The following is a 14,170-nucleotide window of genomic DNA, read 5'->3' on the forward strand; positions in this document are numbered from 1 at the left end:
TCACTTGCGCCGCTTGGCCTTCGGTGCGCGCTTGACCGGCTTGACCCCGGCCCGAGCCGCCTCGCGGCGCTCGCGTCGGGTGCCGGAGCTCGACTCGCCCGTCGGCGACCCCGACCCGGCGCGGCGGACCGAGGTGCCGCCCGTCTCGTCGGGACCGGAATACGTCAGGCGACCGGTCGACTCGTCGTCCAACCCCTTGGCGCGCAGCGCGGCAGGTGCGGCGGGCCGCGGTTCGGGCGCCGATTCCGGCGTGGGTTCGGGTCGACGCTGCGCCGGCGCCGCGGGGGCGGCCGGCGCCGCGGGGGCGGCCTGCGCTGCGGGGGCGGCCTGCGCTGCCGGCGCCGGTCGGGCTGCGACGGGCGACTGCAGTCCCGCGCCCACCTGCAGGCCCGCGGAGGCCGCGGGGCTCGGCGCCGCCGCCTCGACCTGCAGGTTGAAGAGGAACCCGACGGACTCCTCCTTCAACCCGTCGAGCATGCCGGTGAACATGTCGTAGCCCTCGCGCTGGTACTCGACGAGGGGATCGCGCTGCGCCATCGCGCGCAGACCGATGCCCTCCTTGAGGTAGTCCATCTCGTAGAGGTGCTCACGCCACTTGCGGTCGAGCACGGACAGCAGCACCCGTCGTTCGAGCTCGCGCATACCGCCCTCGCCCGCGATCTCGTTGATCTCCGCCTCACGCGTGGCGTAGGCCGCGCGGGCGTCCTCGAGCAGCGCCTCGCGCAGGTCGTCCCGCGACAGGTCGCCCTTCTCGCCGAACTCGTTCTCCGCTGCGAGGTCAGTGTGCTGCACGCCCACCGGGTAGAGCGTCTTCAGCGCGGTCCACAGCTGTTCGAGGTCCCAGTCCTCGACGTAGCCCTCCGATGTGGCGCCGTCGACGTACGCGGTGACCACGTCGGTGATCATCTGCTCGACCTGGCCCTCCATGTCCTCTCCGCGGAGGATGCGGCGACGCTCCTCGTAGATGACGGTGCGCTGCTGGTTCATCACCTCGTCGTACTTGAGGACGTTCTTGCGGATCTCGAAGTTCTGCTGCTCGACCTGCGTCTGCGCGCTCTTGATGGCCTTGGAGACCATCTTGGCCTCGATCGGGACGTCGTCCGGGAGGTTGAGTCGCGTCATGATCGACTCGAGAGCGGCACCGTTGAACCGGCGCATCAGCTCGTCGCCGAGCGACAGGTAGAACCGGCTCTCCCCCGGGTCGCCCTGACGACCCGAGCGTCCTCGCAACTGGTTGTCGATACGGCGCGAGTCGTGCCGCTCGGTACCGAGGACGTAGAGACCGCCCGCGTCGCGGACCTTGTCCGCATCCTCGCGGACCTGGTCCTTGACCTTCTCCAGCGTGGGCTCCCACGCCGCCTCGTACTCCTCCGGCGACTCGACGGGATCGAGCCCCTGCCCGCGCAGCGCGAGGTCCGCGATGATGTCCGGGTTGCCGCCGAGCACCACGTCGGTTCCTCGACCCGCCATGTTGGTGGCCACCGTCACCGCGCCGGACCGGCCGGCCTCGGCGATGATGGTCGCCTCCTGCTCGTGGAACTTGGCGTTGAGCACGTTGTGCGCGACACCGCGCTTGGTGAACTGCTTGGACAGGTACTCCGAGCGCTCGACACTGGTGGTACCGATCAGAACCGGCTGACCCTTCTCGTGCCGCTCGACGACGTCGTCGACGACGGCACTGAACTTGGCTTCCTCGCTCTTGTAGATGAGGTCGCCGTTGTCCACACGCACCATCGGGCGGTTGGTGGGAATGGGGATGACACCGAGCGAGTACGTCTGGTGCAGCTCGGCCGCCTCGGTCTCGGCGGTACCGGTCATGCCGGAGAGCTTGTCGTACAGACGGAAGTAGTTCTGCAGCGTGATCGTGGCGAGGGTCTGGTTCTCGGCCTTGATCTCCACCTTCTCCTTGGCCTCGATGGCCTGGTGCATGCCTTCGTTGTAGCGGCGCCCCACCAGGATGCGGCCGGTGAACTCGTCGACGATGATGACGTCGCCGTCTCGGACGATGTAGTCCTTGTCGCGCTGGTAGAGCTCCTTCGCCTTGATGGCGTTGTTCAGGTAGCTCACCAGCGGCGAGTTGGCGGCCTCGTACAGGTTGTCGATGCCCAGCTGGTCCTCGACGAACTCGACGCCCGCCTCGTGCACACCCACCGTGCGCTTCTTGATGTCCACCTCGTAGTGGACGTCCTTCTTCATCATGGGGGCGATGCGGGCGAACTCCGGGTACCACTTCGACGACGCGTCCGCGGGGCCCGAGATGATCAGCGGGGTACGGGCCTCGTCGATGAGGATCGAGTCCACCTCGTCCACCACGGCGAAGTTGTGTCCGCGCTGGACCAGGTCGTCCAGCGAGTGCGTCATGTTGTCGCGGAGGTAGTCGAAACCGAACTCGTTGTTGGTGCCGTACGTGATGTCGGCCGCGTAGGCGGCACGCCGCTCGGCGGGCGTCATGCCCGAGAGGATCACGTCCACGCTCAGTCCGAGGAAGCGGTGAACGCGGCCCATCCACTCCGAGTCACGCTTGGCCAGGTAGTCGTTGACCGTGACGACGTGGACGCCGTCACCGGACAGCGCGTTCAGGTACGCCGGGAGGACGCAGGTGAGGGTCTTGCCCTCACCGGTCTTCATCTCGGCGACGTTGCCGAAGTGCAGCGCGGCACCGCCCATGACCTGGACGTCGAAGTGGCGCTGGGACAGCACCCGCTTGGACGCCTCGCGGGCGACCGCGAACGCCTCGGGCAGCAGTTCGTCGAGGCTCTCGCCGTCCTGGTGCCGCTTCGTGAACTCGTCGGTCTTCGCACGCAGTTCGGCGTCCGACAGGGACTCGACGTCCGGCGACAGGGACGACACGTGGTCGGCGATGTGCTTCAGCCGCTTGACCATGCGACCTTCACCGACACGGAGCAACTTGGACAACGACAACGTCGGCACGGGCTATTCGTCCTCAATATCGGGTACGTGGGGCGTGAACCGAGCCCGTCCACACGGGGGGGCGCAGTTCGATGCGAAGAGACCTCGTCGGTCTCCCGGCGGAACCATCGTAGGCGTCGAGCCTGACAGCGCGCTGTGAGGCACACCGGATGTTCCGCGCACGACACCGGGCGCCCGCCGGAGCGGACGCCCGATGTGGTCGGCGCGGCGGTGCGAGCGTCAGGACAGACGCAGCAGTCCGTAGTCGAACGCGTGGCGGCGATAGACGACCGACGGCCGGTCGGACTCCTTGTCGTGGAACAGGAAGAAGTCGTGGCCCACGAGCTCCATCTCGTACAGGGCGTCGTCGACGGTCATCGGCACGGCCGGGTGTTCCTTGACGCGCACCACGGTGCCCGGGCCCTCGGTGGCGTGGTCGTCGACGGCGGGCGCCTCCTCGACGGGGGCAGTGACGGCCTCCTCGACGAGCGCGGCGGTCGCCTCGGCCACCGACACGGGCCGCTTCTCCCCGTAGTGGACCTTGCGGCGGTCCTTCGTCCGTCGGAGACGGCTCTCGAGCTTGGTGGTCGCCGACTCGAGGGCGGCGTAGAAACTGTCCGCGCAGGCCTCGGCACGCGCGACAGGCCCCTTGCCCCGCACGGTGATCTCGACTCGCTGGCAACTCTTGGACTGACGACGGTTGCGTTCGTGGAACAGCTCGACGTCGAACAGATGGATGGTGGGATCGAAGCGCTCGAGGCGAGCGAGCTTCTCTGAGACGTACAGGCGGAAGTGGTCGGGTATCTCGACGTTGCGACCCTTGACCACGACCTCGGCGGCGGGTTCGGCGCTCGAGCTGTCGTCGGCCGGGACGGCACTGGGTGCATCGTCGAAGTAGACGGAATCCGCAGTGGTGTCGGTCGAGTCGAGGGCGGTGGAGTCGTTCTGCTCCGGACCATGGGCGTGAGCTTCGCGGGGATGCGCGTGCACCCGGTGGGTGCTCGTGTGTGCAGTCGTCACTGGTGACGTTGTCGTCATACGTACCTCCCGATAGAGGCCGCGCCGAGATCGCTTCTGGCGCAGCGGAAGAACGGTGACACCGGAGCGCGGACCGCCCGGCGCCTTCGGTGGTGAGGCATCACCTCCAGACCCGGTAGCGAGGATCGATCGTGGCCCTGACCGTAGTCGCTCCCCGGGTGGTCTGCCACTGTTCACGGGATATTCACGGGACCTTTTCAGGCTCCCTTTCCGGCACCGGGACAGGCACTGCGACGTCAGCGCACGGCAGCGAGAACGAGCACCGCGTCGACACCGACACCGGACCGTCGCAGTGCCGCCACCGACTCCGCGGCGGTGGTTCCGGTGGTCACCACGTCGTCGACGAGCAGCACCGGTCCGCGACCGATCGCGGCGATGCCCCCGCTCCGGACACGGACCCGCCCCCGCAGGTTGTCCGCACGCTCGTCGGCGGTGAGACCGACGGAGTCACGCACCTGCGCGTCCACCCGCAGCACCGACACGACGCGCACGTCCTCCGGTGCGAGCACCCGCGCGACACGGCGGCAGGTACGCAGGATCGGATCACCACCGCGCGCCCGTGCCGCGCGGCGTCGGGACGGGGCCGGGACCAGCACGAGGGGCGACAGCTCGGGTGGATCGATCTCCCCGGCGTCGCGCAGGCGCGTCACGGCGGCGGCGAGGGCGACCCCGAGCGGTGCCGCGAGATCCCGCCGACCGCGTTCCTTCATCGCCAGGATCGACGCACGGTGCGGGCCGGCGTACGGGCCGAGCGCCCAGCACGGCACCCCGGGATCGACACGCGGCCGCACCGACCCCGGCGCCGCGTCGAGCGCGCAGGCGCAGGCGGGGCACCACGAGGCGTCGACACGGGCGCAGCCGCCGCACTCGCGGGGCAGGATGAGGTCCAGCAGGGTCGTCGGCACCGGGACACTGTGTCGCGGGGCTCCGACAGAGTTCGCCGCTCGTCAGCCCGGCAGGACGGGCACGGACTTCGTGCCGGTCAGGCCGGGCACCTCGCGCCAGTAGCGGTCACTCGCCGGGTCGCTGTCGTCGATCTGGAACACGGCGCGCGAATCGGCCACGTAGGTGCTCGACGCGGAGGCGTCGACGGACACGACGGGAGCGGTGAGGTTGCGGCTGGGCAGCCCGTCGAGACGTGAGCCGTCGACGGCCACCTGCACGATCGGGATGTCGGTCGCCGCTCGGGCCACGACCACCGTGTCGCCGGTGCTCCAGTCCAGGGACAGCGCCGCGCTCGCCAGACCGTTGGCCACCGCCTCGGGCTCGCGGAGTGCGTAGGTGCCGTCGGCGCGCCGCACCACCACCGCCACGTAGACGGCGCCGTCCACGATGAGAGCCGCTCGCACCCCGTCGCGGGAGAGCCGCAGTTCGGTGATCTGGCCGCCGAGCTCGGCGATGTCGGCGGAATCGACGTCCACCACCGACACCTGTCCGGTGGCCGGGTCGCGGACAGCGCGCTTGACCACGGTGCCGTCCACGACGGCCCACACGGCGTCGCGGTCGGGACCCCAGGTGGGCCGGGTGATCGAGCCACCCTCCGCGACCGGGAAGGCGTTGCCGCCGTAGGAGCCGATGAGCAACGCGTCGGGCGGCTGCGGCGCCGCACGACCGGTGTCCGACACGGCCGCCACGAGCGTTCCGTCGCTGGACAACGAGATGGACCGCATGTTGTTGACGGTGCCGAAGTAGCCGGGAACCGGTGTCACGCCGTCGGTTCCGATGCGGACGAGCCCGCCGTTGCGCAGTGCGTGCAGGCCCACGTCGGCACCCGTCACCGCCAACGGATCGAATTCTGCGACCTCGGCGGTGGTCCAGCCGTCCGGATAGTTCGGGTCCAACGGCGCGCCGTCCGAGAGCAGGACGTAGGGACCCGACACCTCGGCCTCGGCCAGTGTCCAGATGATCTGCGCGGCAAGTAGTTCGCGGGTCGCGCGGTCCAGCGCACCGGCGCCCCGGAAGTCGATGCGGACACCGCCGAGACCGATGCCGACGGCCGAGGTACGCCCGTCGGCTTTCGTGATGGGACCGGCCGTGGTGACACCGTTGAACACGTTGCGCACCGCCGGCTCCAGCGACAGTCGCGGACCCGCCTGCAGCAGTGCCGTCAGGGTCTCTGTCATCCGGTCCTGCGTGGTGTTCACCCAACGCTGATCGGGCACCAGTTCGGTGCCGGTGGGATCGACGAAGTACAGCGACTTGCGCTGGTACGAGGTGAGGAACTGGGTGCGGTCCATGACGACTCCGGACGGCAGCTCGTCGATCCGCCACTCGCCGTCCTCGCGGGCCAGCGTCACCTGGGTCTCGAACGATCCCTGCTCGGCGCGGTACTGCCCACCCTGATCGAGCTGCCCCACCCGGTTGGCTCGGATCGTGTACTGCGCGGCGTCACTCGACCGGGAGTCCTCGAGGACGTCCACCTTGTCCACGACGATCGCGCTGGCGCCGTCGTTCCACTCCGAGCCGGCGTTCGCCGTCAGGAACTGACGTGCACCCGCGTGGTCGTCGGCCGGATCGGTGCTGGCCTTCACGAAGTCGCGGACCAGAAGATTGGGTTCACGACCGGCGGCGGGAACGGGTAGTTCCTGCTCGACGGGCCCGCGCGCGACGGTGCCGATGGCCTGCGGCGCTGACGACGCGGGCAACGACGCGCATCCGGACGCGACGAGCGCGAGCGCGGCCACGCACGCCACGAGGGCGGCTCGTCGCCGCGGCACGGTGCGGTCTCTCACGGTCGCTGCTCCCCCGCCGTGGCGCCGACACTCGTCGGGCGCGCCGCCGGAAGCGGCTGTCCCTGTGCGTACCTGCGGCCCGCGGGTCGCAGCGGCAGGGGGCTGGACACGACCTTGCGACCACGCACGCGCGGCAGCGTGAAGCGGAACCAGGCGCCCTGGCCCGGTTCGCCCCAGGCCTCGAGCTTGCCGTCGTGCAGGCGGGCGTCCTCGAGACTGATGGCGAGCCCCAGGCCCGTACCGCCCGAACGTCGCACGCGGGACGGATCCGACCGCCAGAAGCGGTTGAACACGAGCTTCTCCTCACCGGGGCGCAGTCCCACACCCTGGTCCCGCACGACGAAGGCGGCGGCGTCGTCGTCCGCGCGCAGGCGCAGCAGGACGGGCTTGCCCTCCCCGTGGTCGAGAGCGTTCGCCAACAGGTTGCGCAGCACGCGTTCGACACGGCGCGGATCCACCTCGGCGTTGACCGGCTCGTCGGGCATGTCGACGATCAGCTCGGTGCCCGTCTCGCGGGCGAGGTGCCGCACGGTGGACACCGCGGCGCGGGCGCACATACGGAGATCGAGTTGCTCGGACGCCAGTTCGGCGACGCCCGCGTCGTGGCGGGAGATCTCGAGCAGATCGTTGAGCAGTGTCTCGAAACGGTCCAGCTCGGCGACCAGCAACTCGGACGAGCGCTTGAGCAGCGGATCGAGACTCTCACTGGCGTCGTGGATGAGCTCGGCGGCCATGCGGACGGTGGTGAGCGGCGTCCGCAGCTCGTGCGAGACGTCGGACGTGAACTGGCGCTGCAGGTTTCCGAACTCCTCGAGCTGGGTGATCTGCTTCGACAGGCTCTCGGCCATCTCGTTGAACGACATGGCGAGCCGGGCGATGTCGTCCTCGCCGCGCACCGGCATCCGTTCCTTGAGCCGGCCGTCCGCGAAGCGCACCGCGATGCGCGACGCCGATCTGATGGGTACCACCACCTGCCGGGCGACCAGCATCGAGATGGCCGCGAGCAGCACCAGCAGGACCGCACCGCCGATGAGCAGGGTTCCGCGGACGAGGGCGAGGCTGCGATCCTCTCCCGCGAGGGGGAACACCAGGTACAGCTCGAGGGTGGAGAGGTCCGACGCGGTGGGACTGCCGACGATGAGGGCCGGACCCGAGTAGCCGTCCGGTTCCGACACGGTCGCGTACTGGTAGCTCACCTGGCCGGCCTGGACGAACGAGCGCAACGTCTGCGGGATCTGGTCGGCGGGACCGGTGAACAGCTCGTCGCGGGCTCCGTCGCCGGGGACGATGAGCACGGGGTCGAACGTGCCGGCGGACGTGCTGTCCGCGCCGCTCTCGGTGTCCCGGCTCGTCAGACCGGACCGAGCGAGCTCCAGACGGTTCGAGATCGACGTCGAGTCGTCGCCCGCCAACTGGCTCTCGACGGACGCACGCGCGCGATCGAGCTCCTTCGTGGCGGCGTCGATCTTGGTGTCGAGAAGTCGATCCGTGATCTGACTCGTGAGCACGACGCCGAGGATCGTGATCACGATGAGGGAGAGCGTCAGCGTGGACACGACGACGCGCAACTGCAGCGACCGACGCCACGCGTGACCGGCGGCAGCCCACATGGACCGGGACCATCGCACCAGAGGCGAGAAGGTTCCGTTGATGCGTCGACGGGAGCGGGACGTGAAGATCACCGACCGTCCCGCAGTCGATCGGCTCCGATCACGGCGGGCCGGCCTTGTACCCGACACCGCGCACGGTGAGAACCACCTCGGGGTTCTCCGGATCCGTCTCCACCTTGGCGCGCAGTCGCTGGACGTGCACGTTCACGAGGCGGGTGTCGGCGGCGTGCCGGTATCCCCACACCTGTTCGAGCAGCACCTCGCGGGTGAAGACCTGTCGAGGCTTGCGGGCCAGCGCCACCAACAGGTCGAACTCGAGCGGCGTCAGCGAGATGAGCGAGCCGTCGCGGGTGACCTTGTGCGCCGGAACATCGATGACGACGTCGCCGATCGACAGGAGCTCGGCCGGCTCCTCCTCGGTGCGTCGCAAGCGCGCGCGGACGCGGGCCACGAGCTCCTTCGGCTTGAAGGGCTTCATGATGTAGTCGTCGGCGCCGGACTCGAGTCCCAGCACGACGTCGACCGTGTCGGTCTTGGCGGTGAGCATCACGATCGGCACACCGGAGTCCGCCCGCAGCACGCGGCAGACGTCGATGCCGTTCATACCGGGGAGCATCAGGTCGAGCAGCACCAGATCCGGTCGGTTCTCCCGGACGGCGGACAGCGCCTGGGTGCCGTCTCCCACCACGAACGGCTCGAATCCCTCACCGCGCAACACGATGGTGAGCATCTCGGCAAGAGCCGTATCGTCGTCGACGACCAGAATTCGTGGCTTCATGACGACTATCGTGTCATCCCGTCGTACTCCGCAGTCTGATTGAGAAGTTCGGCGGCGAGTCTCGTCACGTCGACCTGCTCACCGTCCGCCTGCGCGCCGTTCACGACGAACCACGGCGACATCCACGACGAGGCCGCGAGTCCCGCGTAGACCGCCGCGGTACGGGCCTGGAGACCACCGTCGCGCTCGTACGCGTCGCGGGCCCGCGACGGATCATCCTGCTCCCGACCACGTGCGCGATGCTCCGCGACCTCGACCGGAACGTCGAGGAGGATCTGGGCGGAGGGACGCGGCAGGACGAGGCGGTCGAACTCGAGCGCGCGCACCCACTCGACCATCGCACCGTCCGCGTCCTGGTGGACCCGCGCGGCGGAGTACGCCGCGTTGGACGCGACGTAGCGATCGAGCAGAACGACGTCGTGCCGGTGCAGCATCCGACGGAGATCGGACACCGCACCGGCACGATCGAGGGCGAACAGCACTGCCATCGAGTTCACCCCGGCGGCGAGATCGCCGTGCTCACCGGCCAGCGCCTCGGCGGCCAGGTCGGCGTGGATCGACTCCCCGTAGCGGGGGAAGCCGACGCGGACGGCGTCCACCCCGGCGGCCTCCCACGCGTGCGTGAGGCGGGACGAGAGCGTGAACTTGCCTGCTCCGTCGACGCCCTCGATCGCGATGAGAGTGCCCATCGACTCCACTCCTGCCTGTCGAGTCCTACGGGACCGAGTGTCAGTACCGGTAGTGCTCGGGCTTGTACGGGCCCTCGACGTCGACACCGATGTACTCGGCCTGCTCCTTGCTGAGCTTGGTCAGCGTGCCACCGAGAGCCTCGACGTGGATCTTGGCGACCTTCTCGTCGAGGTGCTTCGGCAGGCGGTAGACCTCGTTGTCGTACTCGTCGGGCTTCGTCCACAGCTCGATCTGCGCGATGACCTGGTTGGAGAAGCTGTTGCTCATGACGAACGACGGGTGACCGGTGGCGTTGCCGAGGTTCAGCAGACGACCCTCCGAGAGGACGACGATCGACTTGCCGCTGGAGAAGATCCACTGATCGACCTGCGGCTTGATGTTGATGCGTGTCGAACCGGACCGCTCGAGACCGGCCATGTCGATCTCGTTGTCGAAGTGGCCGATGTTGCCGAGGATGGCCTTGTCCTTCATCGACCGCATGTGGTCGAGCGTGATGATGTCCTTGTTGCCCGTCGCGGTGATGACGATGTCGGCCTTGCCGATCGCCTCGTCCACCGTGACGACGTCGAACCCGTCCATGAGCGCCTGGAGCGCGTTGATCGGGTCGACCTCGGTGACCTGGACGCGCGCGCCCTGGCCGGCCAACGACTCGGCACTGCCCTTGCCCACGTCGCCGTAGCCGCAGATCAGGACCTTCTTGCCACCGATCAGCACGTCGGTGCCGCGGTTGATGCCGTCGATCAGCGAGTGGCGGGTGCCGTAGGTGTTGTCGAACTTGCTCTTGGTGACCGAGTCGTTGACGTTGATCGCCGGGAAGGTCAGCTCGCCGGCCGCGGCGAACTGGTACAGGCGCAGCACGCCGGTGGTGGTCTCCTCGGTGACACCCTTGACCGACTCGGCGATGCTCGTCCACTTGGTGGCGTCCTGCGCGAGCGACTCGCGGAGCAGTCCGAGGAAGACCTTGTACTCGTCGGAGTCGCGGTCCTCGTCGACGGGCGGCACGACGCCGGCCTTCTCGAACTGCGCACCGCGCAGAACCAGCATCGTGGCGTCTCCGCCGTCGTCGAGGATCATGTTGGCGTGGCGGGGAGTGCCGTCCTCGGCGACCGGCCAGGTCAGCATCTTCTCGGCGGCCCACCAGTACTCGGCCAGCGATTCGCCCTTCCAGGCGAACACCGGGATTCCCTGCGGATCCTCGGGCGTGCCGTGGGGTCCGACGACGATCGCGGCGGCGGCGTGATCCTGGGTGGAGAAGATGTTGCACGATGCCCACCGCACCTCGGCTCCGAGCGAGACCAGCGTCTCGATCAGGACGGCGGTCTGGACCGTCATGTGCAGCGACCCGGAGATCCGTGCACCCTTCAGCGGCTGCACGTCGGCGTACTCGCGACGCAGGGACATGAGGCCGGGCATCTCGTGCTCCGCGAGGCCGATCTCCTTGCGGCCGTACTCAGCCAGCGAGAGATCCGCGACCTTGAACTCGATGCCACCGCGGATGTCCGCCTGCAGCGCCTCGGTGCTCGAAATGTCGGGGGATGTCGATGTCGTCATTGTGTGATGCCACTCCTGTCGGCTGATGATCGGCTTCCAGGCTATCGGCTCACGGCTGCCCGCGGGTGGGTCGGGGCCACGACGTGTCCGGTTCCGTCGTCTCGCGCCGACGGGTCAGGCTGCGGCGGCGCGTTCGGGAACGGTCGCCCAGCGCCGTTCCAGTCGAGCGCGGGCGCTCGGCTGCAGGTTCGCGCGGGTGACGTCGCCGTCGTAGTGCGCGACGACCCTGGGGTCCATCACGCGACGCCACAGGGGCGGGACGGCCGCGAGGACGACCATCGTCGCGTAGCCGGCCGGCAGTTGCGGCGCCTCGTCGAAGGTGCGCAACGTCTGGAACCGGCGGCCCGGGTTCGCATGATGGTCGCTGTGCCGCTGCAGGTGGTACAGGAAGATGTTGGTGACGATCCGATCGCTGTTCCAGCTGTGCCGCGGCGCGCACCGCTCGTACCGGCCCGTGGGTGTCCGTCCCCGGAGCAGCCCGTAGTGCTCGATGTAGTTGACGGACTCGAGGGTCATCACGCCGACCACCGCCTGGAGCACGAGGAACGGCAGGATGCCGACGCCGAAGACGGCGACCAGGACACCGAGGAGTGCAGCGGACATCGCCCACGCGTTGAGCACGTTGTTGCGGAACGTCCACACGCCGCTGCCCTTGCGCTCGAGACGCTGCTTCTCCAGCTCCCAGGAGGACACGAGGCCGCCGCTGACACTGCGGGACAGGAACCGGTAGAGGGACTCGCCCATGCGCGCGCTGGCCGGGTCGGCGGGCGTCGCGACACGCGCATGGTGTCCGCGGTTGTGTTCGACGTGAAAATGGCCGTACAGGCTCTGCGCCAGAGCGATCTTGGCCAGCCAGCGCTCGGTGCTCTCCACCCGATGACCGAGCTCGTGCGCCGCGTTGATCCCGATGCCGGCGACGAGACCGACACTGACCGCGTACCCGATCTTGTCGACGGCGGACAGGGTGCCGAAGGTGACGAGGTAGCACGCGACACCGAGCCCCGCGTACTGCACCGGAAGGAACAGGAACGTGCACCACCGGTAGAAACGGTCGTGCTGCAGGTCCTGCACCTGCGCGTCGGACGGATTGTTGCCGTCCTCCCCCGCCAGCGCGTCGACCACGGGGATGACCAGGAAGAACAGCATCGCGCCGCTCCACCAGAAGGCCGACACCCCCGTGTGCAGAACCAGTTGGGACGGCAGCAGTGCCGAGGCGGGCGCCAAGATCCCCAGTAGCCAGAGCAGCTTCTTCGGGTCGTGCCACCGCCGCGCCATACGTCAACTCCTCGACATCGAGTGGACTCCGTGGCGGACTCGTGCCCACCGCAGAAACAAACTTCCGGTCTCGAATCCGAGTGTAGAGCAAGTAGCGCGACGGCCCGCCGATCCGAATGGTGAGATCGGTCCGTTATCGGCGCGAAATATGGTGACTAGTGAGTGTCGTCCGCATGCTGCCGGGCTCCGAGCACCGAATGGCGGCGGCTGTAGCCGAAGTACACCACGACTCCGAGCGCCATCCAGACGACGAACCGCAGCCACGTCTCCACCGACAGGTTCAGCATCAGCCACACGCAGGCCAGCACGGCGAGGATCGGCACCAGCGGAACCAGGGGGACGCGGAAGCCGCGCTTCAGGTCGGGACGGGTTCGACGCAGGACGACGACACCGATGGAGACCAGGACGAAGGCGAACAGGGTGCCGATGTTGACCATCTCCTCGAGCGTCCCGATGGGGAAGAACGCCGCGAGAAGGCCGACCACGATGCCGACGAGCACGGTGATGCGCACCGGGGTGCCACGGCTCCCCGTCTTCGCGAGACGACGCGGCATCAGACCGTCGCGCGACATCGCGAAGAGCACGCGCGACTGTCCCAGCATGAGCACCATGACCACGGTCGTGAGTCCGGCCAGCGCACCGAAGGAGATCACCTTCGACGCCCAGGTGATGCCGTTCAATTCGAACGCCGTGGCCAGGGTCGCGCCCTCGCCACCGAGTTCGGTGTACTTCACCATTCCGGTCAGCACCAGGGTGACCGCGACGTACAGGATCGTGACGATCAGAAGCGATCCCAGGATTCCGCGCGGCAGGGCCTTCTGCGGATCGGACGCCTCCTCGGCCGTGGTGGCCACCACGTCGAAGCCGATGAACGCGAAGAACACGAGACTCGCGGCGGCCAGGAGTCCGTACCAGCCGAAGTTGCTGCCCTCGGCGCCGGTGACGAAGGAGAACAGCGACTGGGTGAGGCCCGACTCCTTCTCGGCGGGGACGGCGGGCGGGATGTAGGGCGAGTAGTTCGCCGCCTTGATGTAGAACGCTCCGACCACGACGATGAGCAGCACGACGCCCACCTTGATCGCGGTGATGACGAGGGAGACGCGCGAGGAGATCTTCACACCCGTCGCGAGCAGGACGGTGAGCACCGCGACGATGACCAGGGCACCCCAGTCGACGTCGAGTCCGCCGACGGACACCACGGGCGACGACGTCCCGAGCACCTCACCGAGGTACAGGGACCAGCCCTTCGCCACGACGGCCGACGCGAGCGCGAACTCCAGGATCAGGTCCCAGCCGATGATCCACGCGACGAACTCGCCGAAAGTGGCGTACGAGAACGTGTACGCGCTGCCCGCGACCGGCACCGTCGAGGCGAACTCGGCGTAGCAGAGCGCGGCGAGTCCGCACGCGATCGCGGCGAACACGAAGGCGAGCGAGACGGACGGGCCCGCGACGTTCCCGGCGGTGCGCGCCGTCAGGGTGAAGATGCCCGCACCCACGGCGACCGCGACACCGAAGACGGTGAGATCCCACGATGACAGGCTCTTGCGAAGTTTCGTGTCCGGCTCGTCCGTGTCGCGCATCGA

10 protein-coding genes are annotated in these 14,170 nt (G+C 68.6%); all 10 read right to left on the minus strand.

Annotation, left to right across the window (positions count from 1 at the left end):
- A complete protein-coding gene (gene secA, locus QE397_RS10925) occupies positions 1-2,931 on the minus strand; it encodes a preprotein translocase subunit SecA (RefSeq protein ID WP_307093305.1) in 2,931 nt (976 codons plus the stop codon).
- A gap of 219 nt (positions 2,932-3,150) precedes the next feature.
- Positions 3,151-3,738, minus strand: a complete 588-nt coding sequence (gene hpf, locus QE397_RS10930) for a ribosome hibernation-promoting factor, HPF/YfiA family (RefSeq protein WP_027506865.1) — start codon at positions 3,736-3,738, stop codon at positions 3,151-3,153.
- A 446-nt stretch (positions 3,739-4,184) separates the two neighbouring features.
- Complete coding sequence (locus tag QE397_RS10935) at positions 4,185-4,853, minus strand: ComF family protein (RefSeq protein ID WP_056447788.1); 669 nt, start codon at positions 4,851-4,853, stop codon at positions 4,185-4,187.
- A gap of 42 nt (positions 4,854-4,895) precedes the next feature.
- Positions 4,896-6,680, minus strand: coding sequence for an MtrAB system accessory lipoprotein LpqB (gene lpqB, locus QE397_RS10940; RefSeq protein ID WP_373425226.1), 1,785 nt, complete (start codon positions 6,678-6,680; stop codon positions 4,896-4,898).
- On the minus strand, positions 6,677-8,362 hold the full coding sequence (mtrB, locus tag QE397_RS10945) for an MtrAB system histidine kinase MtrB (protein WP_027506868.1): 1,686 nt from the start codon (positions 8,360-8,362) through the stop codon (positions 6,677-6,679). The genes lpqB and mtrB overlap by 4 nt, the downstream gene beginning before the upstream one ends.
- Before the next feature lie 28 nt (positions 8,363-8,390).
- Entirely contained in the window at positions 8,391-9,068 is a 678-nt protein-coding gene (gene mtrA, locus QE397_RS10950) for an MtrAB system response regulator MtrA (RefSeq protein WP_027506869.1), read from the minus strand.
- 5 nt (positions 9,069-9,073) lie between these two features.
- Complete coding sequence (locus QE397_RS10955; protein WP_027506870.1) at positions 9,074-9,757, minus strand: dTMP kinase; 684 nt, start codon at positions 9,755-9,757, stop codon at positions 9,074-9,076.
- 40 nt (positions 9,758-9,797) lie between these two features.
- Positions 9,798-11,309 (minus strand): adenosylhomocysteinase, encoded by a 1,512-nt coding sequence (gene ahcY, locus QE397_RS10960; RefSeq protein ID WP_037186733.1) that lies wholly within the window; start codon positions 11,307-11,309, stop codon positions 9,798-9,800.
- Positions 11,310-11,423: 114 nt separating this feature from the next.
- Entirely contained in the window at positions 11,424-12,584 is a 1,161-nt protein-coding gene (locus QE397_RS10965) for an alkane 1-monooxygenase (protein ID WP_307093308.1), read from the minus strand.
- Positions 12,585-12,739: 155 nt separating this feature from the next.
- Entirely contained in the window at positions 12,740-14,167 is a 1,428-nt protein-coding gene (locus QE397_RS10970; protein WP_197027845.1) for an amino acid permease, read from the minus strand.
- Between the last annotated feature and the right edge of the window lie 3 nt (positions 14,168-14,170).

Source organism: Rhodococcus sp. SORGH_AS_0301, assembly GCF_030818285.1.
Taxonomy (GTDB): Bacteria; Actinomycetota; Actinomycetes; order Mycobacteriales; family Mycobacteriaceae; genus Rhodococcoides.

Coding starts and splice junctions, on each gene's coding strand:
- mtrA (WP_027506869.1), bottom strand. CDS start 9,068: ATGAAGCCACGAATTCTGGTCGTCGACGACGATACGGCTCTTGCCGAG.
- QE397_RS10955 (WP_027506870.1), bottom strand. CDS start 9,757: ATGGGCACTCTCATCGCGATCGAGGGCGTCGACGGAGCAGGCAAGTTC.
- ahcY (WP_037186733.1), bottom strand. CDS start 11,309: ATGACGACATCGACATCCCCCGACATTTCGAGCACCGAGGCGCTGCAG.
- QE397_RS10965 (WP_307093308.1), bottom strand. CDS start 12,584: ATGGCGCGGCGGTGGCACGACCCGAAGAAGCTGCTCTGGCTACTGGGG.
- QE397_RS10970 (WP_197027845.1), bottom strand. CDS start 14,167: ATGCGCGACACGGACGAGCCGGACACGAAACTTCGCAAGAGCCTGTCA.